At 64.7% G+C, this 24,582-nt stretch carries 24 protein-coding genes; 16 read left to right on the forward strand and 8 right to left on the reverse strand.

The features are described from left to right. Nucleotides 1–6 precede the first annotated feature (6 nt). The 4 genes from C8C96_RS08815 to C8C96_RS08830 all read right to left on the reverse strand — a co-directional run bounded on the left by C8C96_RS08815 (nucleotide 7) and on the right by C8C96_RS08830 (nucleotide 4,628). Nucleotides 7–786 (reverse strand): enoyl-CoA hydratase, encoded by a 780-nt coding sequence (locus C8C96_RS08815; protein WP_121942068.1) that lies wholly within the window; start codon nucleotides 784–786, stop codon nucleotides 7–9. A gap of 73 nt (nucleotides 787–859) precedes the next feature. Continuing rightward, nucleotides 860–2,671: a M61 family metallopeptidase gene (locus C8C96_RS08820; RefSeq protein ID WP_121942069.1), complete on the reverse strand. Its 1,812-nt coding sequence runs from the start codon at nucleotides 2,669–2,671 to the stop codon at nucleotides 860–862. Nucleotides 2,672–2,727: 56 nt separating this feature from the next. Continuing rightward, the gene (locus tag C8C96_RS08825; RefSeq protein WP_121943941.1) at nucleotides 2,728–3,456 is read right to left on the reverse strand and encodes a DsbC family protein; all 729 of its coding nucleotides are present in this window, start codon (nucleotides 3,454–3,456) and stop codon (nucleotides 2,728–2,730) included. A 29-nt stretch (nucleotides 3,457–3,485) separates the two neighbouring features. Next, entirely contained in the window at nucleotides 3,486–4,628 is a 1,143-nt protein-coding gene (locus C8C96_RS08830; RefSeq protein ID WP_121942070.1) for an FAD-dependent monooxygenase, read from the reverse strand. A 92-nt stretch (nucleotides 4,629–4,720) separates the two neighbouring features. Here C8C96_RS08830 and C8C96_RS08835 point away from each other — a divergent pair, with 92 nt between their 5' ends. The 5 genes from C8C96_RS08835 to C8C96_RS08855 all read left to right on the forward strand — a co-directional run bounded on the left by C8C96_RS08835 (nucleotide 4,721) and on the right by C8C96_RS08855 (nucleotide 11,006). After that, nucleotides 4,721–5,593: an MOSC domain-containing protein gene (locus tag C8C96_RS08835; protein ID WP_121942071.1), complete on the forward strand. Its 873-nt coding sequence runs from the start codon at nucleotides 4,721–4,723 to the stop codon at nucleotides 5,591–5,593. Nucleotides 5,594–5,678: 85 nt separating this feature from the next. Beyond that, nucleotides 5,679–6,773: a redox-regulated ATPase YchF gene (ychF, locus tag C8C96_RS08840; RefSeq protein ID WP_116747898.1), complete on the forward strand. Its 1,095-nt coding sequence runs from the start codon at nucleotides 5,679–5,681 to the stop codon at nucleotides 6,771–6,773. 153 nt (nucleotides 6,774–6,926) lie between these two features. Continuing rightward, a complete protein-coding gene (rarD, locus tag C8C96_RS08845; RefSeq protein WP_121942072.1) occupies nucleotides 6,927–7,805 on the forward strand; it encodes an EamA family transporter RarD in 879 nt (292 codons plus the stop codon). Between the two features lie 151 nt (nucleotides 7,806–7,956). Next, complete coding sequence (locus C8C96_RS08850) at nucleotides 7,957–9,198, forward strand: diguanylate cyclase (RefSeq protein ID WP_099729333.1); 1,242 nt, start codon at nucleotides 7,957–7,959, stop codon at nucleotides 9,196–9,198. 167 nt (nucleotides 9,199–9,365) lie between these two features. Then, entirely contained in the window at nucleotides 9,366–11,006 is a 1,641-nt protein-coding gene (locus tag C8C96_RS08855; RefSeq protein WP_121943942.1) for a bifunctional aminoglycoside phosphotransferase/ATP-binding protein, read from the forward strand. Nucleotides 11,007–11,028: 22 nt separating this feature from the next. Here the strand turns inward: C8C96_RS08855 and C8C96_RS08860 are convergent, their stop codons facing one another. Further along, nucleotides 11,029–11,511 (reverse strand): YqaA family protein, encoded by a 483-nt coding sequence (locus C8C96_RS08860; protein WP_121942073.1) that lies wholly within the window; start codon nucleotides 11,509–11,511, stop codon nucleotides 11,029–11,031. A gap of 151 nt (nucleotides 11,512–11,662) precedes the next feature. Here C8C96_RS08860 and C8C96_RS08865 point away from each other — a divergent pair, with 151 nt between their 5' ends. The 5 genes from C8C96_RS08865 to C8C96_RS08885 all read left to right on the forward strand — a co-directional run bounded on the left by C8C96_RS08865 (nucleotide 11,663) and on the right by C8C96_RS08885 (nucleotide 15,983). Beyond that, complete coding sequence (locus C8C96_RS08865; protein WP_121942074.1) at nucleotides 11,663–12,247, forward strand: M15 family metallopeptidase; 585 nt, start codon at nucleotides 11,663–11,665, stop codon at nucleotides 12,245–12,247. Nucleotides 12,248–12,458: 211 nt separating this feature from the next. After that, complete coding sequence (gene dusB / locus C8C96_RS08870; protein ID WP_121942075.1) at nucleotides 12,459–13,505, forward strand: tRNA dihydrouridine synthase DusB; 1,047 nt, start codon at nucleotides 12,459–12,461, stop codon at nucleotides 13,503–13,505. Beyond that, nucleotides 13,502–13,735, forward strand: coding sequence for a Fis family transcriptional regulator (locus C8C96_RS08875; protein ID WP_015015597.1), 234 nt, complete (start codon nucleotides 13,502–13,504; stop codon nucleotides 13,733–13,735). Before dusB ends, C8C96_RS08875 begins: the two co-directional genes overlap by 4 nt. A 95-nt stretch (nucleotides 13,736–13,830) precedes the next feature. Continuing rightward, nucleotides 13,831–15,432: a bifunctional phosphoribosylaminoimidazolecarboxamide formyltransferase/IMP cyclohydrolase gene (gene purH / locus C8C96_RS08880; RefSeq protein WP_121942076.1), complete on the forward strand. Its 1,602-nt coding sequence runs from the start codon at nucleotides 13,831–13,833 to the stop codon at nucleotides 15,430–15,432. A gap of 41 nt (nucleotides 15,433–15,473) precedes the next feature. Continuing rightward, on the forward strand, nucleotides 15,474–15,983 hold the full coding sequence (locus C8C96_RS08885; protein WP_121942077.1) for a c-type cytochrome: 510 nt from the start codon (nucleotides 15,474–15,476) through the stop codon (nucleotides 15,981–15,983). Nucleotides 15,984–16,026: 43 nt separating this feature from the next. Here C8C96_RS08885 and pobA read toward each other — a convergent pair whose 3' ends face one another. Further along, nucleotides 16,027–17,211: a 4-hydroxybenzoate 3-monooxygenase gene (pobA, locus tag C8C96_RS08890; RefSeq protein WP_121942078.1), complete on the reverse strand. Its 1,185-nt coding sequence runs from the start codon at nucleotides 17,209–17,211 to the stop codon at nucleotides 16,027–16,029. Between the two features lie 258 nt (nucleotides 17,212–17,469). Here pobA and C8C96_RS08895 point away from each other — a divergent pair, with 258 nt between their 5' ends. Further along, complete coding sequence (locus C8C96_RS08895) at nucleotides 17,470–18,249, forward strand: IclR family transcriptional regulator C-terminal domain-containing protein (protein WP_056066242.1); 780 nt, start codon at nucleotides 17,470–17,472, stop codon at nucleotides 18,247–18,249. A 100-nt stretch (nucleotides 18,250–18,349) separates the two neighbouring features. Here the strand turns inward: C8C96_RS08895 and hemL are convergent, their stop codons facing one another. Together hemL and C8C96_RS08905 are read right to left on the reverse strand one after the other, a co-directional pair. Continuing rightward, nucleotides 18,350–19,660 (reverse strand): glutamate-1-semialdehyde 2,1-aminomutase, encoded by a 1,311-nt coding sequence (gene hemL / locus C8C96_RS08900; RefSeq protein WP_121942079.1) that lies wholly within the window; start codon nucleotides 19,658–19,660, stop codon nucleotides 18,350–18,352. After that, nucleotides 19,644–20,603 (reverse strand): bifunctional hydroxymethylpyrimidine kinase/phosphomethylpyrimidine kinase, encoded by a 960-nt coding sequence (locus tag C8C96_RS08905; protein ID WP_121942080.1) that lies wholly within the window; start codon nucleotides 20,601–20,603, stop codon nucleotides 19,644–19,646. The genes hemL and C8C96_RS08905 overlap by 17 nt, the downstream gene beginning before the upstream one ends. Nucleotides 20,604–20,718: 115 nt before the next feature. On the opposite strand from C8C96_RS08905, the gene C8C96_RS08910 reads away from it, so the two are divergent. From C8C96_RS08910 to C8C96_RS08930, 5 genes are read left to right on the forward strand one after another with little or no spacing between them, the layout of a single operon-like run. After that, nucleotides 20,719–20,871, forward strand: coding sequence for a rubredoxin (locus C8C96_RS08910; protein ID WP_165836572.1), 153 nt, complete (start codon nucleotides 20,719–20,721; stop codon nucleotides 20,869–20,871). A gap of 59 nt (nucleotides 20,872–20,930) precedes the next feature. Further along, entirely contained in the window at nucleotides 20,931–21,329 is a 399-nt protein-coding gene (locus tag C8C96_RS08915; protein ID WP_005796099.1) for a PleD family two-component system response regulator, read from the forward strand. Beyond that, on the forward strand, nucleotides 21,329–21,694 hold the full coding sequence (locus C8C96_RS08920) for a PleD family two-component system response regulator (RefSeq protein ID WP_005796104.1): 366 nt from the start codon (nucleotides 21,329–21,331) through the stop codon (nucleotides 21,692–21,694). Before C8C96_RS08915 ends, C8C96_RS08920 begins: the two co-directional genes overlap by 1 nt. Nucleotides 21,695–21,709: 15 nt before the next feature. Next, nucleotides 21,710–22,237, forward strand: a complete 528-nt coding sequence (locus tag C8C96_RS08925; protein ID WP_056066233.1) for a chemotaxis protein CheW — start codon at nucleotides 21,710–21,712, stop codon at nucleotides 22,235–22,237. Between the two features lie 21 nt (nucleotides 22,238–22,258). Continuing rightward, entirely contained in the window at nucleotides 22,259–24,547 is a 2,289-nt protein-coding gene (locus C8C96_RS08930; protein WP_056746880.1) for a methyl-accepting chemotaxis protein, read from the forward strand. Nucleotides 24,548–24,582 lie beyond the last annotated feature (35 nt).

Genomic DNA, 24,582 nt, shown 5'->3' on the forward strand with positions numbered 1-24,582 from the left:
CAAAAATTATTGGTGTGTGAAGTTGGCAGCGCGTTTGTTCATGAACGCGTCCATGCCTTCTTTTTGGTCCTGCGTCGCAAACAGCGCGTGGAACAGGCGGCGCTCAAACATCACGCCATCGGCGAGCGTGCCCTCGAAGGCGCGGTTGACCGATTCCTTGGCTGCCATGACAGCGATCTGCGAGAAGCCGGCAATCATGATGGCGGCGCCCAGTGCTTCGTCCATGAGCTTGTCGTAAGCCACCACGCGGCTGACCAGTCCGGCGCGCTCGGCTTCGGTCGCGTCCATCATGCGGCCTGTCAACGCCATGTCCATGGCCTTGGACTTGCCCACGGCGCGGGGCAGGCGCTGCGTGCCACCGGCACCAGGGATCACGCCCAGCTTGATCTCGGGCTGACCGAACTTGGCATTGTCGGCGGCGATGATGAAGTCGCACATCATGGCCAGTTCGCAGCCGCCGCCCAATGCAAAGCCGCTGACGGCGGCGATGACGGGCTTGCGAACGGAGCGGATGGTCTCCCAGTTGCGGGTGATGTAGTCGCCTTTGTAGGTGTCAGCGAAGCTGTATTTGGCCATGGCGCCAATGTCCGCGCCCGCCGCAAAAGCCTTTTCGCTGCCGGTGACGATCATGCAGCCGATTTTCTCGTCAGCGTCGAACGCCTTGAGGGCAGCGCCCAGTTCATTCATGAGTTGGTCGTTCAGCGCGTTAAGCTGTTTGGGCCGGTTGAGGGTGATGATGCCGACCTTGTCCGCTTCAATGCGCACCTCGATGGTTTCGTAAGCCATGAAATCTCCTGGGGGTTACGGTTGGTTATGAAAGCTGCAGCAATATACCCAAGGCAGTAGGGCTTTGCTGCCGTCAGGCCAGCCAGCGTCCCACTGCAGCGGCGTCTGTCACCGTCAGGCTGATGGTGTCTGGCGCCATGGCTGTGGCGGTTGCGTTGCGCCGGCCCTTGGCAGGGGCTCCAGCTGCCTGGCGCGGTGGCATCTCCAAGGACAGGCGCAGGAGTCGCCCGTCGCGGGCCACCAGTGCCTGCAGGGTGGTGTGGGTGCCCGCGTAGAAAGTGACGTCGTCGAGCTTGCTGATGCGCCAGCCCTGGCCCTGCACTTCCACGCCCAGCCACTCGTCGCCTGCAGACATTCCTGCCTTCTCTGCGGCTCCGCCACGCAGCACGGTCTTGATCTGCACACTGTGGTTCTCGGCCACACGCAGGCCCAGGCGCTGGGCCAGCTGCGGCCGGTCGGCCTTGAGCGCCACACCGTGGGCGGCCAGCAGCTCCTCCAGGGGTAGATCGGCTGTGCTGTGCACCCAGTGCGCCAGTTCCTTGTCGAATGGGCGGCCGGCCAGGTCGTGGAGCACGGCGCGCAGATCCGCTTCGGTCATCGGGCCGCCCGCGCAGCGCACCCACAGTGCGCGCATCACATCGTCCAGCGTGGCTTTGCCCTCGCGCCGCAGGGCCAGGTCCAGGCACAGGGCCACCAGAGAGCCCTTGGTGTAGTAGCTGACGGTGGTGTTGGGTGTGTTCTCGTCCTGTCGGTAGTACTTCACCCACGCGTCAAAACTGGCCTGGGCCACGGTTTGTACCGACCGGCCGGGTGTTTGCAGCACCTGGTTGATGGTTTTGGTGATGAGCTTGAGGTAGGTTGCGTCGTCCAGCAGCCCGGCGCGGCGCAGCAGCAGGTCGTCGTAGTAGCTCGTGAAGCCCTCGAAGAACCACAGCAACTCGGTGTAGTTCTCTTGCGCATAGTCGTAGCGGGTGAACTCGGCAGGCCGCAGGCGCTTGACGTTCCAGGTGTGAAAGTATTCGTGGCTGATGAGGCCCAGCAGCGTGGTGTAGCCCTCACTGGCTCGCACATCGCCCTGGCGGGGCAGATCACGCCGCCCGCAGATCAGCGCCGTGGAGTTGCGGTGTTCCAGTCCCCCATAACCATCTCCCACGGCGTTGAGCATGAAGACGTAGTTTTTGAACGGCGCCTTGCCTTCGCCGTGCCAGAAACGGATGGCGGTTTCACAAATTTTCTGCGTGTCGGCCAGCAGGCGCTTGCCATCGAACGACGGAGCCGCACCTGCCACCACAAACTGGTGGGCAATGCCGCAGGCCTTGAAGCGCCCCACCCAGAAGTTACCCAATTCCACCGGGCAATCGACCAGTTCATCGTAGTCGGCCGCTGCGTACAGACCAAACCCTTGCTTGTCGGCATCCAGGGGCCGTAGACCGGTGGCAGCAGCCCAGGTCGCCGTGGCCGCCGTGCGTGCCAGTTCCAGTGTGTGGGGCTGTTTCTCCTGGTCATGCACGCGCAGGCACAGACTGGTGCCGTTGAAAAAGCCGCGCGAGGTGTCCAGCCAGGCGGTGCGCACGGAGCTGTCGTAGGCGCACACCTGATAGGTCAGCACCAGAGGCTTGCGCTCCGTGCATTGCACTTGCCAGCGGTGCTTGTCCAGCTGGGCCGGTTGCAAAGCGCGTTGGCCTTGCCGAGCCGCCAGAACCTGCAGATTCTTGGAGAACTCCCGCACCAGGTAGCTGCCTGGAATCCAGACCGGCAGAGACAGCTCTTGCGATGCCGCTGGCCGCTGCACCGTCAGCGTCACGGTGAACAGATGTGCGTGCAGGTCTGTGGGTTCGACGCGGTAGTGAATGTCTGCAGCAGAGGCTTGGCGTGAGAGGGGCATGGCGTGTGCGACTCAAGGGCCGCGCGGGGTCGTCGGTCAGGGGCTTTCAGCGGCTATCAATTGGCGGAGGGCGTTTCGCTGGCGGCTTCGGCCAGACGCTTTTCGACCTCCTGGGCGCCGATCGCACCTGGCACACGCGTGCCGTTGGCAAAAATCAAGGTGGGGGTGCCGGTGATCTTGTACTTCTTGCCAAAGGCCAGGTTGCGCTGCAGCGCGCTGGTGTCACAGCTAGCCGCCGGTGCGGGCTTGTCACGCACCATCTGGTCTTGCCACGCCGTGGCCTGGTCCTTGGAACACCAGATGTTGCGCGACTTTTCGGCCGAATCCGGGCTCAGGATGGGGTATAGGAACAGGTATACCGTCACGTTGTTGATCTGCTGCAAGTCGCGCTCAAAGCGCTTGCAGTAGCCGCAGTTGGGGTCCTCGAACACGGCCACCTTGCGCTTGCCGTCGCCGCGCACAATGGTTACGGCATCTTTCAGGGGCAGGGCCGAGAAGTTGACAGCTGTGAGTTTGCTGATGCGGTCTTCGGTCAGATTGCGGCGCGCCTTGGAGTCGATGAGCTCGCCCTGGATCACATAGTCGCCCTTGGCGTCTGTGTAGAACAGGTCGGTACCGATGCGCACTTCGTACAGACCCTTCATGGGAGTGGGGCGCACTTCGTCGATCTTGTCCATCTGAGGAATACGCTGGGCCAATGCCTTGCGGATGACGTCCTCTTGCGCCGTGGCGCTCAGGCTCAGAGTGGCTGCCGCGACGGTCAGCAAAGCAGTGGTCAATTTCATCATGTTCCCGTTCAATCAAACTCGCGCGTTCAGCGCATCCCCATGGCCTGGCGGGCCACAAAATCCTTCAGCAGGCCGCTGTGTTCAAAGCCCTTCATGCCCCAGTTGCGCAGCGCCTGCCAGGGCGCCTCCGGACGTGCAAACAGTTGCTGCAACCCATCGGTGGCCAGGCCCATCGCTATCAGAGCCGCTTTTCGCTGGCGTTCGTAGCGCCGCAGCAGCCGCAGGTCGGCGACGCTGCGCCAGTAGTCGCGGGTGCGCAGCACATCGGCCAAGGCTGCCACATCGGCCAAGCCCAGGTTCAGCCCTTGCCCTGCCAGCGGATGCACGTTGTGGGCCGCGTCGCCTGCCAATACCCAGCTGCGCGCAGCTGGGCCATTGGTCGCATTGGTCGATGCAGCACCGCACCAGCGGTCTGCCTTGGCCAGCTGCAGCGGCCAAGTGGCACGCTCGGCAATGAGCGCAATGCTGCCGAGCGCCTGCTGGCTCGCCGTCTGCAATTCCTGCGCAAAGGCGTCGGCCGGCAACGCCATCAGCGCGGAAACCCGCTCCTCAGGGACGGACCACACCACGGCCACAGAGTTCCCCTGGGCTCCCTCCAGCGGCAAAAAAGCCAGGATGCCTTGTGGCAAAAACCACTGGCGTGCGACCTGTGCATGCGGATGTTCGCAGCGCACCCGCGTGGCAATGGCGTGCTGGGCATAGGGCGTCACGTCGAAGTGCACGCCAAACTCGGACCGGGTGGTGCTGGCGCGTCCTTCGCACACGACGGTCAGGGGCGCAGCCACCGGGATATCCACCACCTCTACCAATGGCTGAAACCGCACAGCCTGTGCCAGTCGCTCTTCCAGGGCCGGCACATCCACGATCCAGGCGAGGGCTTCTACCCCCTGGGGGGCGGCATCGAAATGCACGCAGCCATCCTGATCGCCCTGCACCTGCATGTGCTTGACGGCGGTGGCGTGTTCGGCGTCGGGCCAGCTGCGCAGCGATTCGAGCAGGCTATGGGACGCTGCATTCAGGGCATAGGCCCGTACATCGGTGGCCACCGCGCTGCGTGGAGCCGGGGCTGGTACCAGGGCCACCCTCAGTCGTTCCCGTGCCAGCAACAAGGCCAGGGTTCGGCCCACGATGCCGGTGCCACGAATACAGATATCAAAGGTTGGGGCCATGACAGGCATTGTAGGAGGGGTCTTACCCCCTGTAATGACAGGGCAGAATTGCGGTCTGGCCTTTCTGGCACCCTTCTTCAGGAGCACCCGGCGTGAGTTTCCCTTCCGAGTCTGATCTGTCCGGCACCATTGCGCGGCTGTTTGTGTATCCCGTCAAATCCTGTGCGGGCATCGAGGTGCAGCAGGCGCTGCTTACCGAGACCGGGCTGGATCTGGACCGCGCCTGGATGGTGGTGGACGCACAGGGCATGTTCCTCACCCAGCGCAGCCTGCCCCGCATGGCGCTGATCCGGCCCCAGCTCAAGAGTGACGAAATGGTGCTGCGGGCTCCGGGCATGCTGGCATTGCATGTGGCGATCGACGCAGTGGAGGCACCAGCCACGGTGACTGTCTGGCGCGACACGGTCCCTGCTTGGGACATGGGGCCTGTAGCGGCGCAGTGGTTCAGCGATTTTCTGGGGCAGCCTTGCCGCCTGGTGCGGTTTGACCCAGAGCATCGGCGCCTGTCCAGCCTGGAGTGGACGGGTGGCGTGGAGGCTCCCAATCAGTTTGCTGACGGGTTTCCGCTGCTGGTGACCAGTGAGGCATCCCTGAACGATCTCAACGCACGGCTCACGGCCGACGGCCACGGCGCGGTGGGCATGGAGCGGTTCCGGCCCAACGTGGTGTTGGCGGGGGTGGATGCCCACGACGAGGACCGTGTGGATCTGATCCATGTGGAGGGCGATGGCACCGCCGACGTCCACCTGCAACCGGTGAAGCCCTGCGCGCGATGCCCCATCCCCGACATTGACCCGGCCACGGCCGAGAGCCATCCGTCGGTGGGCGACACCCTGCGCACCTACCGCCAGGACAAACGGCTGGACGGCGCCATCACGTTCGGCATGAACGCCATCGTGCGCAGTGGCGCAGGGCAGTGGCTGCGTGTGGGGCAACGCATTGCTGCCGATTTGCGGTTTGAATGACCGTCTGATTTGGGCCATCAGCACTGGGCACTGGGCGGGCCCGTAAAATCGGCGGTTTGTCTCCAGAACACCAGAAAGCCCTGCCATGAGCCTCCAATGCGGCATCGTGGGCCTGCCCAACGTCGGCAAGTCCACCCTTTTCAACGCGCTGACCAAGGCTGGTATTGCCGCCGAGAACTATCCCTTCTGCACCATCGAGCCCAACGTGGGCGTGGTGGAGGTGCCGGACCCCCGCCTCCAGCAGCTGGCCCAGATCATCTCGCCCGAGCGCATCGTTCCCGCCATCGTCGAGTTTGTGGACATTGCCGGCCTGGTGGCTGGCGCCAGCCAGGGTGAAGGCCTGGGCAACCAGTTCCTGGCCCACATCCGTGAAACCGACGCCATCGTGAACGTCGTGCGCTGCTTTGAAGACGACAACGTGATCCACGTGGCGGGCCGCGTGGACCCGATCTCCGACATCGAAGTGATCCAGACCGAGCTGTGCCTGGCTGACCTGGGCACGGTCGAGAAAGCCCTGAACCGATACACCAAGGCTGCCAAGTCGGGCAACGACAAGGATGCCGCCAAGCTGGTGGCGCTGCTCACCCGCATCCAGGCCGCACTCAACGAAGGCAAGCCTGCCCGCTCGGTCGAAATCACCAAGGAAGAGCAGCCGCTGCTCAAGTCCCTGTGCCTGATCACGGCCAAGCCCGCGATGTTCGTGGGCAACGTGAGTGAAGACGGCTTCGAGAACAACCCGTTCCTGGACCGCCTCAAGGACTATGCTGCCAGCCAGAATGCGCCTGTGGTGGCCATCTGCGCCAAGATGGAGGCCGAGATGGCTGAGATGAGCGACGAAGACCGCGACATGTTCCTGGCTGAAATGGGGCAGACAGAACCAGGCCTGGCGCGCCTGATCCGTGGCGCCTTCAAGCTGCTGGGCCTGCAGACCTACTTCACCGCTGGCGTGAAGGAAGTGCGCGCCTGGACCATCCACATTGGCGACACCGCGCCCCAGGCTGCTGGTGTGATCCACGGCGACTTCGAGCGCGGCTTCATCCGTGCGCAGACGATCGCCTTCGAGGACTTCATTGCCTACAAGGGCGAGCAGGGCGCCAAGGATGCCGGCAAGATGCGTGCCGAAGGCAAGGAGTACGTGGTCAAGGATGGCGACGTGCTGAACTTCCTGTTCAACGTCTGACCCTGCTGCAGGCTCCTCGGGGCCTGCGTGCGCTGTGTTGCCCGTCATCCCTGTCTGCCCCCGGGCGGGCAGGGATTTTTTCTGGCGGCTTCCCGCTCCAGAGCAACCCGGGCAAGGCCATGCCTTCGTTCACTCTTTGATGGTTTCTCACGCATGAATACAGGAATCCTCTACGCTGCCCTCGCCTATGTCGCCTGGGGGCTGTTCCCGCTGTACTTCAAGCAGGTGGCCGATGTGCCCTCGCTGGAGGTGGTGATGCACCGCACGCTGTGGTCGCTGGCCGTGGTGCTGGGGCTGCTGGCCGTGCGCAGGCAATGGGCGTGGATGGCGTCTGTGGTGCGCCAGCCGCGGGTGCTCGGCGCATTTGCGTTGTCCGCCGTGCTGTTGTCGGGCAACTGGCTGACCTACGTGTGGGCGGTGCAGAACCACCATGTGGTCGATGCCAGCCTGGGGTATTTCATCTTGCCACTGGTGAATGTGGCGCTGGGCTTCGTGTTCCTGCGCGAGCGCCCCCGGCCCGGGCAGTGGCTGGCCGTGGCGGTGGCTGCGGCCGGTGTGCTGTGGCTGGCCGTGCAGGCAGGGCGCCTGCCCTGGATCGCGCTGGTGCTGGCACTGACCTTTGGCTTCTATGGCCTGCTGCGCAAGGTAGCAGTGCTGGGCGCGCTGGAGGGGCTTACCTTGGAGACCCTGATGCTGGCGCCGGTGGCGGCCGTGGTGCTGGCCTGGTGGAGCTGGCAAGGACAGGGCGCTCTGGTGCAGGGCGATGCGTCTACTGTGGGTTGGTTGCTGTTGGCCGGGCCCATGACGGCCGTACCTTTGCTGCTGTTTGCGGCGGGCGCGCGGCGCATTCCCATGTCCACGCTGGGCATCCTGCAATACATCTCGCCCAGCCTCCAGTTTGCGCTGGGGGTGTGGGTGTACCACGAGGCCTTTCAGCCCGCGCGGCTGGTGGGTTTTGTGTTGATCTGGGCCGCGCTGCTGGTGTACAGCGTGGAGGGCTGGTGGACGCGTCAGCGGATGGCGGTGGCCTGAATCGCGGGGCGGTCCCTGTCGCCTGGGCTACTGGAAAACGCGCAGTTCGATTCTGTCAGCCACGCGTAAGATCCTGCGATTTGTCTGACGGGTGCTGCGCGTGTGTTGCTGCACCGCCCACCCACATATCCAGGCCAGAGCCCGCCACCACATGCTTTTTGGACGCAAAAACCTGTTTTCGGCGACGGATGCCTTCCCGTTGACCGATGCCGTGCTGGAGTTCGACGATTCGTCTTCAGTCGCCGTGCGACCTGGACGGCGCGCGCTGGATGGCTTTGGCCCCCGGGGAGAGCGCAGTGCGCAGTCCAAGTGGTGGGCTGTGGCGGGGCTCATTGGCCTGTACGCCCTGGCCCTGCTGGGGTTCTATGCGTTGGGCGTGGTGGGGGTCCAGGTGCTGTGGGTGCTGGCCGGTCTGACGGCGGCGGGCTTCGCGGTGTTTGGTGCCTTGTTCCGTTTGGGTCTGCACCACAAACTGCGGCTGCGCCATCTCAAGCTGGGCATCGTGGTGGCTTCCATCAGCGGCATGCTGGGGTTGTTCTACCTGGAGCCTGTCACGCAGATTCTGTTGGCCCCCTTCATGTTTGTGGCAGTGGCTTATGGCATCTTTACCGTACCCCGGCGCACGTTGCTGGTGCTGACGGCCGGGGTGTTGTGCGCTTATGCGGCAGTGGCAGCCGCGCACTACGCAGAGCAGGGCAACGATGCCCTGCTGCGGCTGGAGCTGATGCACCTGCTGGCGCTGGCGGTCTCCGTGCCAGCGTTCATCGTGCTCATGGGCCGCGTGCAGCGGCTGTACCGCAGCCTCTACCAGGCCAGCCGCAAGATCAAGAACATCCAGGAAGATGCGCAGCGCGACACTTTGCTGGGCTGTTTTAACCGCCGCTACATCTTGGCGGCGCTTGAAGAGCAAAAGCAGCTGGCCGACGAAAGCGGGATTCCGCTCTGTCTGGCCGTGCTGGACATTGACCATTTCAAACGCATCAACGACGAGCTGGGTCACCTGGGGGGCGACGAGGTGTTGCGCACCTTTGCGCGCATTGCGCAGCAGGGCGTGCGCGGTGGCGACGTGTTTGGGCGCTACGGTGGCGAGGAGTTCTTGCTGATCTTCCCGGCGACTTCGTTGCTGCCCTCGCTCAACACCTGCGAACGCATTCGGGCCCAGGTCGAGTCGCACGCCTGGACGGGCCTGCTCAAAGGCCGCGTGACGGTGTCCATCGGTGTGACCCAGTATGTGCTGGGCGAGTCGGTGCTGGAGTTCTTCTCGCGGGCGGACACTGCCATGTACATGGCCAAGGAGGGCGGGCGCAACCAAGTGGTGGTCGAGGAGCCCATCGCCAAAGGCGACTCTCAGCTGTCGGACCTGTCGATCCCCAGCGGCCACGCTTTCTTGTAGTTTCTGGCCATCGGCTGGCGGTGTGCCGGCTATCGTTTGTGCTGGTCGGGTTGACAAGCGGCTTGCGGTGCCCACACTGAGGGTCTGTTCCCACCTGCGCGTTGGGTGGCATCGCACCGTGCTGCGCCTGCGCGTGGGTGCAGAAGCCCATGCCCCGCGTCCGTTCCATGTCCCCATCCGTTGACCTGTCGGCCGAATTCGCCACTGCCCAGCAGCGCGTGCGCATGGTGCAGCAGCAACCACAGGCTTTCCCGCATCCGGTAGACCCGATGGAGCCCGTGGAATGTATAGAAACCCACATCTCGTGGGTGCTGCTGGCCGGTGATTTTGCCTACAAGTTCAAAAAGCCACTGCGGCTGGATTTTCTGGACTTCAGCACGCGGGCGCTGCGGCATGCGGCCTGCGAGGAAGAGCTGCGCATCAACCGCCGGACGGCGCCGGGCCTTTACCTGGGCGTTGTCGGCTTGGTGAGCGATGCGGCAAAAGATGCTTCGGCCACGCTGCGGTTGGTGCCCTGGCAAGGCGCTCCACCAGGCGCCGAGCCCGCCGTGTGGATGCGGCGTTTTGACCAGGAGTCACTGTTCGCCACCGCATTGAACGCACATCGTGTGTCACCTGCGCAGATCGACCAGCTGGCGCGCCATGTGGCGCAGTTTCATGCCACGGCCGCCGTCGCCGCAGGCGCCACCACCTGGGGCACAGCAGCGGCGGTGCAAGCGCCGGTGGGTGACTGCCTGGCGGCTCTGCTCCCCTCCGTGGCAGGCGCACTGCCTGGTCAGGGGCCATTGCTGGCGCAGGTGACCAGCTGGTGCCAGCATGAGGGGCAAGCCCTGGCCCCCACGTTCGAGGCGCGCCGGGCAGCCGGACGGGTGCGCGAATGCCATGGCGATTTGCACCTGGCCAACATTGCGCTCATCGATGGCGAGGCCCAGCTGTTCGACGCCCTGGAGTTCAGCCCCGCCTTGCGCTGGATCGACTGCGTGGCTGACATCGCCTTTGTGGTGATGGACCTCGCGGCCCATGGTCGGGCAGATCTGGCCTGGAGGTTCTTGAACCGGTGGCTCGAACACACCGGGGACTATGCAGGCCTGGTGGTGTTGCGTTACTACGGCTGTTACCGTGCCCTGGTGCGGGCGCGGGTTGCAGCCCTGCGGATGGACCCCACCGGTGGCGGTAGTGGCAGCGGGCACGCTGCGCAAACCGTGGAGGGATATCTGGAGCTGGCGGCGGGCTTTGCCGGACAACGGCCTGCACGCTGGTCCACGGCGTGCTCTGCCAGCTTGTGGCTGGCCCATGGCTTTTCGGGCGCGGGCAAGAGCACCCATGCGCTGGCCTTGGCGTGCCAGCGTGGCATGGTGCGTGTGCGGGCCGATGTGGAGCGCAAGCGTCTGTTTGGCCTGGCGCCGGATGCTGCCAGCGACGGAATACCGGGCGGCATCTACACCGCAGAGGCCACACTGCGCACGCACCAGCGGCTGGCGCAAGTGGCGCGCGAGGCGCTGGCGGTAGGCTACTCCGTGATTGTGGATGCCACCTTGCTGGACCGAGATGCCCGCGCACTTTTCCTGGCGTTGGCCGATGCTGCGCAAGTGCCCTGCCACATTCTGTCGTTCGAGGCCCCCCTTCCGGTGCTGCGCGAGCGCGTCCGCCAGCGTGCGCTGGCCGGAGGCGGTGCGTCAGAGGCAGACGTGGCGGTGCTGGACGCCCAGTGGGCCCGCGCCCACCCCCTGCAGCCTCACGAAGAGGCCATCACGCTGCACGTGGACACCACGGTGCCCGTGGACTGGGACCGTCTGCTGCCGCCCTGACCCCGGTGGCACCTGCGGGCCGCTACGGGGCCAGGTGGCCGGGCATGAAGTACAGCAGCACGCTCGTCATCACGAGGTAGCGCAGGAACTTGCCCACGGCCATATAGGCCAGACACTGCCAGAACGGCAGCTTGAGCCAGCCGGCCACCGCGCACAGCGGGTCGCCCACCACCGGCAGCCAGCTCAAGAGGCAGGCCCGCGCGCCAAAGCGCCTGAGCCAGCTCAGTGCCCGCACCTCGGTGGCATTGCCGCGCGCCTTGTCCACCGCCTTGTGCGCACCCAGGCCCATCCACCAGCTCACGCCGCCGCCCAGGGTGTTGCCGAGGGTGGCCACGATGATGGCGGGCCAGAACAGGTCGGGGTTGAGCTTGATGAGACCGAACACAGCTGGCTCAGAGCCCAGCGGCAGCAGCGTGGCCGAGACAAAAGACACCACAAAGACTGTGCTCAGTCCGAATTGCGGCAGGGCCAGCCATTCGAGCAGCTGGTGCATCCAGATTTCCATAGCCGCCGAGTGTAGGGGGCGGGTGGGGCTCCATGTGCCCCAGGGGGATCTGTCCTACAGGGGAGCGAGCCATCGGCGCATGGCTGGGTTGCAGCGTCTTTTGTATCGTGAAAACACATTGGCCCTGAATGACAACCCCAGGAGGTCGCCCATGCCGGTATTGCCCACAACGTCCCAACCACGCCGCTTGAACCCCTCGGTGGTTTTGCCGCCCGCGACCCGCTGGTCTTCGGCCGCCATGGCCCTGTTGCTGGCGGCCTGCGTGCACAGCCCGCAGGCCGCGGTACCCAGCCCTGGCCTGCAAGGGGGTCCAACCCTGTGGGAGCCCACCGCGATAGCGCCTTGCGACAGGGCGCCCACCGCACGGCCGGCGCTGGAGCGCATTGGCCGCGAGCTGCAGTCCCAGGGTATGGCGCTGCAGGCCACCTGCAACACCGCCAGCGGTGGCTGGGTGGTACAGGTACAGGTGGTGGACGGCACCAAGGCCCATAAAGTGGTGCGCGGGCCGCTGGCCGACGGGCAGGCCGTGGACATGGGCACTCCGGCGGGCGCTGCGCGCTCGGAGGCGGCGGCGGGCGCCAGCGGTTTCTCCCCGGACGTGCTGCACAACCGCCAGTGGCTGCGGGCGCTGATGGCGCGCCACCAGTTCGACAACCTGCCGGATGCCTGGTGGCATTTCGCGCAGCGGGGTGTGCCGCCCGCACAGGCTGCAGACACCGATCTCGCCGCACGGTGAACCTGCACTCAGCGCGTTGAGACGCTGCGGTGCTTGCGCCACCGGGCCCGAGTGAGGGGGCGAGGGAGGCGTCTAGTGGGCTGACTCAATGGAGCCCGACCGGCAGATAGATACGGTGTGTGCTCCATTTCATTTGCTGAAATTTTGAGCAGGTACAATCCCGCCTCCTTTTTCAGCATCTGTTGCTGCCTCCCCCTCCCTATCCCCGCCCATGCAAATTGGCCACATTCCTTTGGCGAACCGGTTGTTCGTCGCCCCGATGGCGGGCGTCACCGACCGGCCGTTCCGCCAACTGTGCAAGGCGCTGGGTGCGGGCTATGCGGTGAGCGAGATGGTGACCTCGCGCAAGGATTTGTGGAACAGCCTCAAGACCTCGCGCCGGGCCAACCATGAAGGGGAGCCAGGGCCCATTGCCGTGCAGATCGCCGGCACCGATGCGCCGATGATGGCCGAGGCTGCGGTCTACAACGTGGAACGCGGCGCGCAGATCATCGATATCAACATGGGCTGCCCGGCCAAGAAGGTCTGCAACAAATGGGCGGGCTCCGCCCTGATGCAGAACGAGGCGCTGGCGGTGGAGATCGCCGCTGCGGTGGTCGAGGCCTGCACTCCCTTCAACGTGCCTGTCACGCTGAAGATGCGCACCGGCTGGTGCCAGGAGCACAAGAACGCCGTGGCATTGGCGCGGCAGTTTGAAAGCGTGGGCATCCAGATGCTCACCGTGCACGGCCGCACGCGCGAGCAGGGCTACAAGGGCCATGCGGAGTACGACACCATTGCCGCCGTCAAGGCGGCGGTGAAGGTGCCCGTGGTGGCCAACGGCGACATCACCTCGCCCGAGAAGGCGCGCGACGTGCTCGCCGTCACCGGGGCCGACGCGATCATGATCGGCCGCGCAGCCCAGGGCCGGCCATGGATCTTTCGCGAGATCGGCCACTTTCTGGCCACGGGCGAACACCTGGCACCACCGCTGGTGGCCGAGGTGCGGCGCCTGCTGCTGGACCACCTGCAAGACCACTACCGCCTGTATGGCGAGCTGACCGGCGTGCGTAGTGCGCGCAAGCACATTGCCTGGTACCTGCGCGCGCTGCCGGGCGGCGAGGCCTTGCGGGCACATATCAATACGATCGAAGACTGCACCACGCAGTGGCAGGCCGTGGCTGACTACCTGGACGCCCTGGGCCAACAGATGGACCGGCTGCCTGCCGCCACCGACGTGGATGCCGACACAGAAGAACAAGAGGGATTGGTTGCATGAGCAAGAAACACATCGAAGAATGCGTGCGCGAAAGCCTGCAGGGCTACTTTCGCGACCTGGGCGGCGAGACGCCCGATGGCATGTACGACATGCTGGTGCGTGTGGTCGAAAGGCCGCTGCTGGAAGTCGTGATGCAGCAGGCCGACAACAACCAGTCGCGCGCCGCCGAATGGCTGGGCCTGAACCGCAACACCCTGCGCAAGAAGCTGGTCGAGCACAAGCTGCTCTGACCGGGTTCGTCTGATTGCTATTTATTTTGTAGCTGCTTGCGCATGATGCACTAGCGCTACAGCCCGTTTTTATTCAAAACCTCCGCACCACCACCATGAACGCACTTCTCTCCGTCTCTGACAAGACCGGTATCGTCGAATTCGCGCAAGCGCTGCACGCGCTGGGCATCAAGCTGCTGTCCACCGGCGGCACGGCCAAGCTGCTGGCCGACAAGGGCCTGCCCGTGACCGAGGTGGCCGAAGTCACTCAGTTCCCCGAAATGCTGGACGGCCGCGTGAAGACGCTGCACCCCAAGGTGCACGGCGGCCTGCTGGCCCGCCGCGAGCTGCCCGAACACATGGCGGCATTGAAGGAGCACGGCATCGACACCATCGACCTGCTGGTGGTGAACCTGTACCCCTTTGAAGCCACCGTGGCCAAGGCCGGTTGCACGCTTGCCGACGCCATCGAAAACATCGACATCGGCGGCCCCGCCATGGTGCGCAGCGCCGCCAAGAACTGGAAGGACGTGGGCGTGATCACCTCGGCCGACCAGTACGAGGCCGTGCTGGCCGAGCTGAAGGCCAACGGCAAGCTGAGCGACAAACTGCGCTTCGCCCTGTCGGTGGCCGCGTTCAACCGCATCGCGCAATACGACGGCGCCATCAGCGACTACCTCTCCTCCGTCACCTTCGACGAAGCCAAGCTGTCGGAAACCTATGTGCCCGAGCGCACGCAGTTCCCCGGCCAAAGCAACGGCGCCTTCATCAAGGTGCAAGACCTGCGCTACGGCGAAAACAGCCACCAGCAAGCTGCGCTGTACCGCGACCTGCACCCCGCGCCCGGCTCGCTGGTCACCGGCGTGCAACTGCAAGGCAAAGAACTCTCCTACAACAACATCGCCGACGCCGATGCCGCCTGGGAGTGCGTAAAGAGCTTTGAAGCGGCCGCCTGCGTGATCGTCAAGCATGCCAACCCCTGCGGCGTGGCCGTGGGCCTGGACGCGCTGAGCGCCTACAGCAAGGCCTTCCAGACCGACCCCACCAGCGCCTTCGGCGGCATCATCGCCTTCAACCGCGTGGTGGACGGCCAGGCGGCGGCCCAGGTGAGCAAACAGTTTGTCGAGGTGCTGATGGCCCCCGACTTCACCGCCGAGGCGCTGGAGATCTTCAAGGCCAAAGCCAATGTGCGTCTGCTCAAAATCGCGCTGCCCGCACACGGGGGCAAGACCGACTGGGAACGTGGCCGCAACGCCATGGACGCCAAGCGCATTGGCTCGGGCCTGCTGCTGCAGACCGCTGACAACCACGAGCTGTCGCTGATCGACCTCAAGGTCGTGACGAAGAAGCAGCCCACGCTGGAAGAAATGGAAGACCTGCTGTTCGCCTGGAAGGTCGCCAAGTACGTCAAGAGCAACGCCATCGTCTTCTGCAAGGGCGGCATGACCATGGGCGTGGGTGCGGGCCAGATGAGCCGCCTGGACTCGGCCCGCATCGCCAGCATCAAGGCAGGCCACGCAGGCCTGACCTTGCAAGGGACGGTTGTAGCGAGCGACGCCTTCTTCCCCTTCCGCGACGGCCTGGACGTGGTGGTTGATGCGGGCGCTACCTGCGTGATCCAGCCCGGTGGTTCGATGCGCGACAACGAAGTGATCGACGCCGCCAACGAGCGTGGCGTGGCCATGGTCTTCAGCGGTGTGCGCCACTTCCGCCACTGAGATGATGGGTATCGCGACGGGGCTCGCGGCGGTGCGCGCGCATGCACCGCGACGATGAGACCCCGCCACCCCGGCCCCGCTGGCTGGGGTGGGCCCTGATGGTGTTCATGGCACTGGTGGTGCTGGGCATGCTCAACCTGGGCTGGCGCATGCTGCAGCCGGGGCCGGGCGCTGTGAGTGCCGCTCAGGGCGCGTCGGGTGCCGGCGGGCCAGACGGCAGCGCTGCCTTACCGCCCTCCGCACCGGCCGGACTTCGCCTGATGGAGGCATCCGATTGCCTGCGCTGCCATGGCATGGAGCGCTACTACGTAGGCCCGTCGTTTCAGCAGATAGCAGCGCGGTACCGCGACCGCGCCGACGCAGTCGATTACCTGGCCGGCAAGATCCGCAACGGGAGTGTGGGCGAGTGGGGCCGCACCTTGATGCCGCGCCACCCGCAAGTCACGGAAGCCCAGGCGCGCGAGATGGCGCAGTGGCTGGTGTCGCTGCCGGTGCCGTCCGCCGCGGCACAGGGCGCGTCGGCCGCAGAGCCCGCATCTGCCGCCCGCTGAACGGCGATGGCGATGGCGGCCGGGTCTGGAGGCCCGTTAGGGCTCAGGCCCCAAAGTTCATCGGCAGACCCACATAGTTTTCCGCCAGCGACACCGAGGCCGCACGGGAGTGCACCAGGTAGTCCAGCTCAGCCTCCTGGATCTTCTGGCCGAACTCTCCAGTTTCCGGAAAGCGGTGCATCAGCGAAGTGAACCACCAGGAGAAGCGCTCGGCACGCCACACGCGGCGCAGACAGCGGTCGGAGTAGGTGTCGATGCCAACGGCTGACTTTTCTTTGTAGAACTCGGTCAGCGCGGTCCACAGATAACCCACGTCGCTGGCGGCCAGGTTCAGGCCCTTGGCGCCCGTGGGTGGCACGATGTGGGCAGCATCACCGGCCAGGAACATGCGGCCAAAGCGCATGGGCTCGGCCACAAAGCTGCGCAGCGGGGCGATGCTCATCTCCAGAGCGGGGCCGGTCACCAGGTTGGCGCGGGCCTCGGGGTCCAGGCGGTTGCCCAGCTCGGTCCAGAACTGGTCGATGGTCCAGTTCTCGACCTTGTCAGTCGTAGGCACCTGCACGTAGTAGCGGCTGCGCGTGGCGCTGCGCATGCTGCACAGCGCAAACCCGCGTTCGGTGTTGGCATAGATGAGTTCGTGCGACACCGGTGGCACATCGGCCAGCACACCCAGCCAGCCAAAGGGGTACACGCGCTCATAGGTCTTGAGCAGGTCGGCCGGCGCGCTGGCGCGGCACACGCCGTGGTAGCCGTCGCAGCCCGCGATGAAGTCGCAGGCCAGCTCGTGGGTCTGGCCGTCTTTTTCGTACGTCACGCGTGGGTGCTGGCCGTCAAAGTCGTGCACTTGTACGTTCTGTGCGTCGTACACGGTGGTGAGGCCGGCCGCTGCGCGCGCATCCATCAGGTCGCGCGTGACTTCGGTCTGGCCGTACACCGTCACGCGGCTGCCGCCGGTCAGCTCGTGCAAATCGATGCGGTGGCGCTGGCCCTTGAACAGCAGCTCGATGCCGTCGTGGGGCAGGCCCTCGGCATGGGCGCGGGCACTCACGCCCGCCTGGTCCAGCAGGTCCATGCAGACCTTCTCCAGCACCCCGGCGCGGATGCGGCCGAGCACGTAGTCGGGGCTGCGCTGCTCGATGATGACGGCGTCAACGCCGGACTTGTGAAGCAACTGACCGAGCAGCAGGCCGGCGGGGCCGGCACCAACGATGGCAACCTGGGTGCGCATGGGAAACCTCTGGGAATGGGGGGGGAGATGGGGGATACCGAAAACCAGTGGCCTTGAGCGTAGGTTGATCCAGATCCAAGCGATATCCGGCGCTGCCGATTGCGTGCGATCAGTCGATGCTTTGTGCGATGATCGCGCAGTCTCCGGGGTGATGCGGGTGGTCAGGCCCGGTGGTGAGTGCACCGGGTCGCTGCAGGGCCCCGGTAGCCCCGGCGTTCGAACCCCGCTCAATTCCCCGGTCCCTAACCCGTCACCCCCATGGCTTCCACCCCCATTGCCAAGGCAGACTTCATCGAAGGCATGGCCAAAGGCATGGCCGTGCTGGAGAGTTTCGACACCGAGCGCCAGCGCCTGAACGCCACACTGGCGGCGCAGCGCACCGGCCTCACGCGGGCGGCGGCGCGGCGGCACCTGTTGACCCTGGCGCACCTGGGGTACCTGGAGACGGATGGCAGCTATTTCTGGCTGGCGCCCAAGGTGCTTCGGTTTTCGGGCAGCTACCTCGCGTCTGCCCGGCTGCCGCGCGTGCTGCAACCCACGCTGAACCGGCTGGCAGCCCAGACCCAGCAGTCATTCTCGGCGGTGGTGCTGGATGGGGATGAGGTGGTGATCGTGGCGCGCAGTGGCGTGTATGGCGCGCCGTCGCGGGTGCTGGCCTATGGCCTGCACCTGGGCGCGCGGCTGCCGGCCCACCCTACGTCCACCGGCCGCGTGTTGCTGGCGGCGCTGCCCCCGGCGGAGTTGACCGCCTGGCTCAAGAACCGGCCCTTGCACCGCCTCACGCCCCAAACCATTACGCAGGTAGGCCCGCTGCGGCAGGTGATCACCAAGGTGCGGCGGGACGACTATTGCCTGGCCGTGGAGGAGCACGAGCTGGGCGTGCACGCGCTGGCTGTGCCGCTGCGCAACCTGCAGGGCCATACGGTGGCGGCGCTCAACGTGGTGGCGTCGCCCAAGCAGATGGACGAGGGCAGCCTGCAGCGCGACATGCTGCCGCTGCTGCAGGAGGCCGCCCGCGAACTGCGCGGACTGCTGTGACTGTCCGCCACAAGCCTCGTCGCCATGAAAAATGGCCCTCGGGAGGGCCATTCAGTGCCAAATTGGCAGGAAGCGCTAGTGCGATATGCGCTGCCAGCTATTATTTTGAGAGCGTCTTGAACACTTCACGCGCAGCAGCCACGGTGGCTGCCACGTCATCGGCGGTGTGGGCGGCGCTCACGAAGCCTGCTTCATACAAGGCCGGTGCAATGTAGATGCCCCGGTCCAGCAGACCGTGGAACAGCTGGTTGAAGCGCGCGCTGTCGGTTTTCAGCACCTGGGCATAGTTCTGCGGCAGTTCGGGCAGCAGGAAGAAGCCAAACATGCCACCCTCGCAGTCACCGCAGAACGGCACGCCTTCCGCCGTGGCAGCGGCTTGCAGGCCATCGACCAGCGAGCGGGTGCGGGCCGACAGCGCATCGAAGAAGCCGGGCTTTTGGATCTCGCGCAGCGTGGCCAGCCCGCAGGCCGTGGCCACAGGGTTGCCCGACAGCGTGCCTGCTTGGTACACGGCGCCCAACGGTGCGAGGTTTTCCATGATGGCGCGCGGGCCACCAAAGGCTGCCAGCGGCATACCACCGCCAATGACCTTGCCCAGCACCGTGATGTCGGGTTTGAAGCCGGGGATGCTCTTGGCGTACACGCTCTGCGCGCTGCCCAGGGCCACACGGAAGCCCGTCATCACCTCATCCAGCACCAGCAGCGCGCCGTATTCGGTGCACAGCTCGCGGCAGCGGCGCATGAAGGGCACACTGGCGCGCACCAGGTTCATATTGCCCGCGATGGGCTCGATCATCACGCAGGCCAGTTCCTTGCCGTGCAGGGCAAAGGCCTCTTCGAGCTGAGCGACATTGTTGTACTCGAGCACCAGGGTGTGCTGCACCACCTCGGGCGGCACGCCCGCGCTGGTGGCGTTGCCAAACGTGGCGAGGCCCGATCCGGCCTTGACCAGCAGCGAATCGGCATGGCCGTGGTAGCAGCCTTCGAACTTGATGAACTTGCTGCGGCCTGTGGCGCCACGGGCCAGGCGGATGGCGCTCATGCCCGCTTCGGTACCCGAGCTGACGAGGCGGATCATTTCCATCGACGGCACGAGGCTCAGAATTTCCTCGGCCAGCTCCACCTCGCGTTCGGTCGGTGCGCCAAAGCTGAAGCCTTCGAGCGCTGCGCTCTGCACGGCTTCGAGCACAGCGGGGTGGCCGTGGCCCAGGATCATCGGGCCCCAGGAGCCGATGTAGTCGATGAAACGCTGGTCGTTGGCGTCCCAGAAGTAGGCGCCTTTGGCGCGCTTCACAAAACGCGGCGTGCCGCCCACGGCCTTGAAGGCCCGCACGGGCGAATTCACGCCTCCGGGGATCAGCGCCTTGGCGCGTTCGAACAGGGGAATATTGAGATCAGTGCTTGGTGTCATGGGGTGGCATCACAAAACCCTCCAGGGCCTGTGTTTCATCAATCGTGGTTTCTTCTTCTTCGCCGTCGGTCTCGTCGTCCTCAGGCTGTGCCCAGAACATGCGGTCGGGCACGATGTGCCCCATGCCGGGGCGAAAGCCCGCGTCCAGGCAGCGGTCGAGGTATCCCAGCGCTTCGCTGGTGGCTTCTCCCAAGTCGTTGCCGCTGGCCACCAGGGCAGTGAGTGCGGCCGAGAGCGTATCGCCCGCGCCCGAGAAGGTGGCGTCAAACAGCTCGAACTTGCCACTGCCCAGCACGGTCTGCGGCGAGGCCAGCACGTTCTCGACGAACTGCTCGGGCAAGGGGATGCCAGTGACCAATGTGTAGGGCACGCCCATCTCGGACGCTGCGCGGGCAATGTCCCGGGCGGTGGGGCTGCGCTCGCCCGTCCAGTCCGGCAGCAGCCAGCGCCACAGGGTGCTGTGGTTTCCAACCAACACCGAGGTCTGGGGCAGCAGCAGCTCGCGGAAGGCGTCGAGGTACTCGTCGATCAGCTCGTCCCGCCACCAGGACAGGTTGGGCATGTAGGCGATCACGGGGACTTCGTCATAGTCGGTCGTGATCTCGGCAATGGTGCTGATGTTCTCGGGGCTGCCCACAAAGCCGACTTTGATCGCCTGCACGGGCAGGTCTTCCAGCACTGCCCGCGCCTGCTCGGACACCGCCTCGTCGTCGAAGCTGAAGTGGTCAAAAATCTGAGCGGTGTCGCGGGCATAGGCCCCGGTGACCACGGCAATCGGGTGTCCGCCGACGGAGGCGATGGTGGTTATGTCGGCGGTCAGTCCGCCGGCTCCGCTGGGGTCGCTGGCATTGAACACCAGCACACAGGCCGGGCTCGCTTCCTCCGCGTCATCGTCGTCAATATCTGGGATTTCTGGGGGGGGAAGGGAGGCTTTGATGGTCATGGACCAGATCCTGCTGGAGGGGTGGCACGGAAGCTGCAGGCCGCGGAGATCACTAGATACAATCGTTGCATTCTATGTGAAGGCCCTTTAAGCTGTGACCGACTTTAAAACTTGGATGTGTTTGATTTGCGGCTGGATTTATGACGAGGCTGAGGGGTCTCCCGAACACGGCATTCCACCCAACACCCCATGGGATCAGGTCCCGATGAACTGGACCTGCCCCGAATGTGGTGCCCGCAAGGAAGATTTCGAGATGGTCCAGATCTGAGGCGCTCCAGCACCAATCGCTGCTGCGTTGTTTATTTTCTCCATCGGGAGCAGTGACAATTGACTACAACAGGCGCATCTTTCAAAGTGCTCGTGGTGGATGACAGCAACACCATCCGTCGAAGCGCCGAGATTTTTCTCAAGCAGGGGGGGCACGAAGTCTTGTTGGCCGACGACGGCTTTGATGCTTTGGCCAAAGTCAACGATTACCAGCCTCAGCTGATTTTCTGCGACATCCTCATGCCCAAGCTCGACGGGTACCAGACCTGCGCCATCATCAAGCGCAACGCCCGTTTCGCAGATACCCCGGTGGTGATGCTGTCCTCCAAGGACGGCGTGTTCGACAAGGCGCGTGGGCGCATGGTCGGCTGCCAGGAATATCTCACCAAGCCGTTTACCAAAGACCAGCTGTTGCAGGCAGTGCAGCAGTTTGGCAATTCCCAACAAGGAGCCATGTAATGCCCATTCAGAAAGTATTGGTCGTCGACGACTCGAAGACCGAGTTGATGTTTTTGACGGACCTGCTTCAGAAAAAAGGCATGCAAGTCCGTACCGCAGAAAATGCCGAAGAGGCGTTTCGTCGTCTGGCCGAAGAAAAGCCTGACCTCATCCTGATGGATGTGGTGATGCCGGGCCAAAACGGGTTTCAGCTCACGCGTGCCATTACCCGCGACCCCCTTTACGCTGATGTGCCCATCATCATGTGCACCAGCAAGAACCAGGAAACCGACCGTGTCTGGGGCATGCGCCAGGGTGCGCGCGGCTACATCACCAAGCCGGTGGATCCCGCAGAGCTGCAGGCCAAAATTGACGCTCTGAACTGAGGCAGCGGCGCGCTCATGGCAAACCGCGAAGCCCTACGGGAGCTCCAGACCCGACTTGCCAGCCGTTTGCAGGCTGCAAGGTCCGAAGGTACGTCTGTGTCCTCCTGGCTGGCTGTAGAGTCCGCCGGGAATTTCTATTTGCTGCCCCTGGGGCAGTCTGGGGAAATCTTCCCCTGGGTATCGGTGCAGGCCGTGCCTTACACCCAGAGCTGGTTTCTGGGGGTGGCCAACCTGCGCGGCGGCCTGGTGGGGGTGGTGGATCTGGCCGGGTTGCTGGGGTCCACCGCAGCACGCACCGAGCAAGCCCTGTCCGAGGCCAGCCTGCTGGCATTCAATGCGGCGCTCGACGTTAACGCTGCCTTGCTGGTGGACCGCCTCGCCGGTCTGCGCGGCACGGATGCGTTTGTGTCGTCCGAGCCGCCCGCCGAGGATTCACCCAGCTTCTTCGGCACCACCTATATCGATTCCAGTGGCACACGCTGGCAGGAGCTGAACTTGCAGATCCTGTCCCAACATCCCGCTTTCCTGAGCATCAGTGCTTGAGTTTTTCTGTAAGGCTGCACCATGTCCGTCGTCAATCAATTTGGAAAACTGTTCAACCGGAAACCCGCCACGCCTGACACCGGCGCAGCCACCGGCGCGACCGACGATGGGCAGGATCTCCTGGCCACGGGGGCTCTGGATGGTTCGCAACTGCGCGACTCCTACCAGGCCGAAGCCATGAACAGCGTCCAGGGCGACCCCGACGGCTACACGCCCGAGTTGACCGCACCCGAGGCCGAAGAAGACCTCATCAGCCTGCCCCTGCTGGGCCGTTCGACCGCTGCCGGCCATCAGCGCCGACTGCTGGCCTTGCTGGCCGTGGGTGTGGTGGTGCTGGCGCTGATCGCCGGTTGGGTGCTGCAGCAGGCCGACCGTTCCGCACAGCAATTGGCTGCTACCGGCCAGTCGCTGATGCAGTCGCAACGTCTTGCCAAGTCGGTGTCGCAGGCGCTGGTGGGTAGCCCACAGGCCTTCCCGGACGTGGTGGAAAGCTCTGGCGTGCTGGCCCGCAACGTGCGCGCCCTGAATGCCGGTGACAACGAGCTGGGTGTGCAGTCGCTGGGTGAGCCCTTCAAGCCCGATCTGGACGCCGTCAATCCCCTGATGGAGCGCGCCGAGCGCAACGCCAGCGTGGTGATGGGTCAGCAAAAGATCCTGACGCAGGTGGGTGACGCTCTGCGCACCATCAACCGCCAGTCGTCCGACCTGCTGGAAATCGCTGAAACGGTCTCCTCGCTCAAGCTGCAACAAAATGCGCCCGCTGCCGAAATCTCCGCCGCAGGCCAGCTGGTGATGTTGACCCAGCGTATCGGCAAGTCTGCCAACGAGTTCCAGACGATGGAAGGCGTGAGCCCTGAGGCCGTGTTCCTGTTGGGCAAGGACTTGAACTCCTTCAAGGAAATCGCGCAGGGCCTGCTGGAAGGCAGCCCCGAGTTGCGCCTGTCGGCCACCAAGGATGCGCAGACCCGCGAACAACTGGAAGCGCTGATCAAGCTGTACGAACAGACCCGGACCCAGGCCAGCGCGATTCTTGGCAACCTGCAAGGTCTGGTGTCTGCCCGCGAAGCACAGTCCGCCATCATTGCCGACAGCGAGCCACTGCGCCGCCAGCTGGAAGGTCTGCAGAGCAAGCTGTCCGCCCAGACCGGTCTGGGCGCTGGCCAGTTCGCCGCTCTGGCGCTGGCAGGCTTGTTCGTGCTGCTGTGCGGTATCGGCATTTCGCGCGTCCAGCTGCTGGACAGCCGTGGCCGTCAGGCAGCGGCTGAAAACCAGCAACGCGACGCCAAGCGCCAGGAGCAGGAAGCCAAGCGCGTCAACGACGCCAACCAGGCCGCCATTTTGCGTTTGATGAACGAACTGCAGTCGGTCGCTGAAGGTGACCTGACGCAAGAAGCCACCGTGACGGAAGACATCACCGGTGCCATTGCCGACTCGGTGAACTACACGGTGGAAGAGCTGCGCCAGCTGGTGGGCAGCGTGCAGAACACGGCGACCCGCGTGGCGCAGACGACTGCCCAGGTGGACAACACCTCGACCGAACTGCTGGCGGCATCGACCGAGCAGCTGCGCGAAATCCGCGAAACCGGCCGCTCCGTTCTGGACATGGCGACCCGCATTAACGAGGTGTCTACACAAGCGCAAGAGTCCGCCACGGTGGCCCGTCAGTCGCTGCAAGCCGCGGACTCGGGTCTGCAGGCCGTGCAGAACGCCATCGGCGGTATGAACTCCATCCGTGACCAGATCCAGGACACCTCCAAGCGGATCAAGCGCCTGGGTGAATCGTCGCAGGAGATCGGTGAAATTACCGAGCTGATTTCTGACATTACCGAACAGACGAACGTGCTGGCCCTGAACGCTGCCATCCAGGCTGCATCCGCCGGTGAAGCCGGTCGCGGCTTCTCGGTGGTGGCGGAAGAAGTGCAGCGTCTGGCTGAACGTTCGGCCGATGCGACGCGCCAGATTTCTGCCCTGGTGAAAGCCATTCAGACCGATACCCAGGATGCCGTGGCCGCTATGGAGCGCTCCACGCAGGGTGTGGTGGAAGGGGCACGCCTGTCCGACAGCGCTGGTACTGCGCTGACCGAGATTGACCGCGTGTCGCGCCGTTTGGCCGAACTGATTGAGCAGATTTCGTCTTCGACTTCCCGGGAAGCTGTTCTGGCCAACGAAGTGGCCGACAACATCCAGCACATTTTTGCCGTGACCGAGCAGACGGGTGAAGGTACCCGCACCACAGCGCAACAGGTGCGCGAGCTCTCGCACATGGCCGAGGAACTGCGCCAATCGGTGGCACGTTTCAAGATCGCCTGACGCAGCAGTTAGTCATCAACCAGCTGGCTCATTGC

The organism is Acidovorax sp. 100 (genome assembly GCF_003688355.1).
Taxonomy (GTDB): Bacteria; Pseudomonadota; Gammaproteobacteria; order Burkholderiales; family Burkholderiaceae_C; genus Acidovorax; species Acidovorax delafieldii.

Excerpts from the sequence above, each read along its gene's own strand:
- C8C96_RS08815 (WP_121942068.1), bottom strand. The coding sequence starts at position 786 with ATGGCTTACGAAACCATCGAGGTGCGCATTGAAGCGGACAAGGTCGGC.
- C8C96_RS08820 (WP_121942069.1), bottom strand. The coding sequence starts at position 2,671 with ATGCCCCTCTCACGCCAAGCCTCTGCTGCAGACATTCACTACCGCGTC.
- C8C96_RS08825 (WP_121943941.1), bottom strand. The coding sequence starts at position 3,456 with ATGAAATTGACCACTGCTTTGCTGACCGTCGCGGCAGCCACTCTGAGC.
- C8C96_RS08830 (WP_121942070.1), bottom strand. The coding sequence starts at position 4,628 with ATGGCCCCAACCTTTGATATCTGTATTCGTGGCACCGGCATCGTGGGC.
- ychF (WP_116747898.1), top strand. The coding sequence starts at position 5,679 with ATGAGCCTCCAATGCGGCATCGTGGGCCTGCCCAACGTCGGCAAGTCC.
- rarD (WP_121942072.1), top strand. The coding sequence starts at position 6,927 with ATGAATACAGGAATCCTCTACGCTGCCCTCGCCTATGTCGCCTGGGGG.
- C8C96_RS08850 (WP_099729333.1), top strand. The coding sequence starts at position 7,957 with ATGCTTTTTGGACGCAAAAACCTGTTTTCGGCGACGGATGCCTTCCCG.
- C8C96_RS08855 (WP_121943942.1), top strand. The coding sequence starts at position 9,366 with ATGTCCCCATCCGTTGACCTGTCGGCCGAATTCGCCACTGCCCAGCAG.
- C8C96_RS08860 (WP_121942073.1), bottom strand. The coding sequence starts at position 11,511 with ATGGAAATCTGGATGCACCAGCTGCTCGAATGGCTGGCCCTGCCGCAA.
- C8C96_RS08865 (WP_121942074.1), top strand. The coding sequence starts at position 11,663 with ATGCCGGTATTGCCCACAACGTCCCAACCACGCCGCTTGAACCCCTCG.
- dusB (WP_121942075.1), top strand. The coding sequence starts at position 12,459 with ATGCAAATTGGCCACATTCCTTTGGCGAACCGGTTGTTCGTCGCCCCG.
- C8C96_RS08875 (WP_015015597.1), top strand. The coding sequence starts at position 13,502 with ATGAGCAAGAAACACATCGAAGAATGCGTGCGCGAAAGCCTGCAGGGC.
- purH (WP_121942076.1), top strand. The coding sequence starts at position 13,831 with ATGAACGCACTTCTCTCCGTCTCTGACAAGACCGGTATCGTCGAATTC.
- C8C96_RS08885 (WP_121942077.1), top strand. The coding sequence starts at position 15,474 with ATGCACCGCGACGATGAGACCCCGCCACCCCGGCCCCGCTGGCTGGGG.
- pobA (WP_121942078.1), bottom strand. The coding sequence starts at position 17,211 with ATGCGCACCCAGGTTGCCATCGTTGGTGCCGGCCCCGCCGGCCTGCTG.
- C8C96_RS08895 (WP_056066242.1), top strand. The coding sequence starts at position 17,470 with ATGGCTTCCACCCCCATTGCCAAGGCAGACTTCATCGAAGGCATGGCC.
- hemL (WP_121942079.1), bottom strand. The coding sequence starts at position 19,660 with ATGACACCAAGCACTGATCTCAATATTCCCCTGTTCGAACGCGCCAAG.
- C8C96_RS08905 (WP_121942080.1), bottom strand. The coding sequence starts at position 20,603 with ATGACCATCAAAGCCTCCCTTCCCCCCCCAGAAATCCCAGATATTGAC.
- C8C96_RS08910 (WP_165836572.1), top strand. The coding sequence starts at position 20,719 with ATGTGTTTGATTTGCGGCTGGATTTATGACGAGGCTGAGGGGTCTCCC.
- C8C96_RS08920 (WP_005796104.1), top strand. The coding sequence starts at position 21,329 with ATGCCCATTCAGAAAGTATTGGTCGTCGACGACTCGAAGACCGAGTTG.
- C8C96_RS08925 (WP_056066233.1), top strand. The coding sequence starts at position 21,710 with ATGGCAAACCGCGAAGCCCTACGGGAGCTCCAGACCCGACTTGCCAGC.
- C8C96_RS08930 (WP_056746880.1), top strand. The coding sequence starts at position 22,259 with ATGTCCGTCGTCAATCAATTTGGAAAACTGTTCAACCGGAAACCCGCC.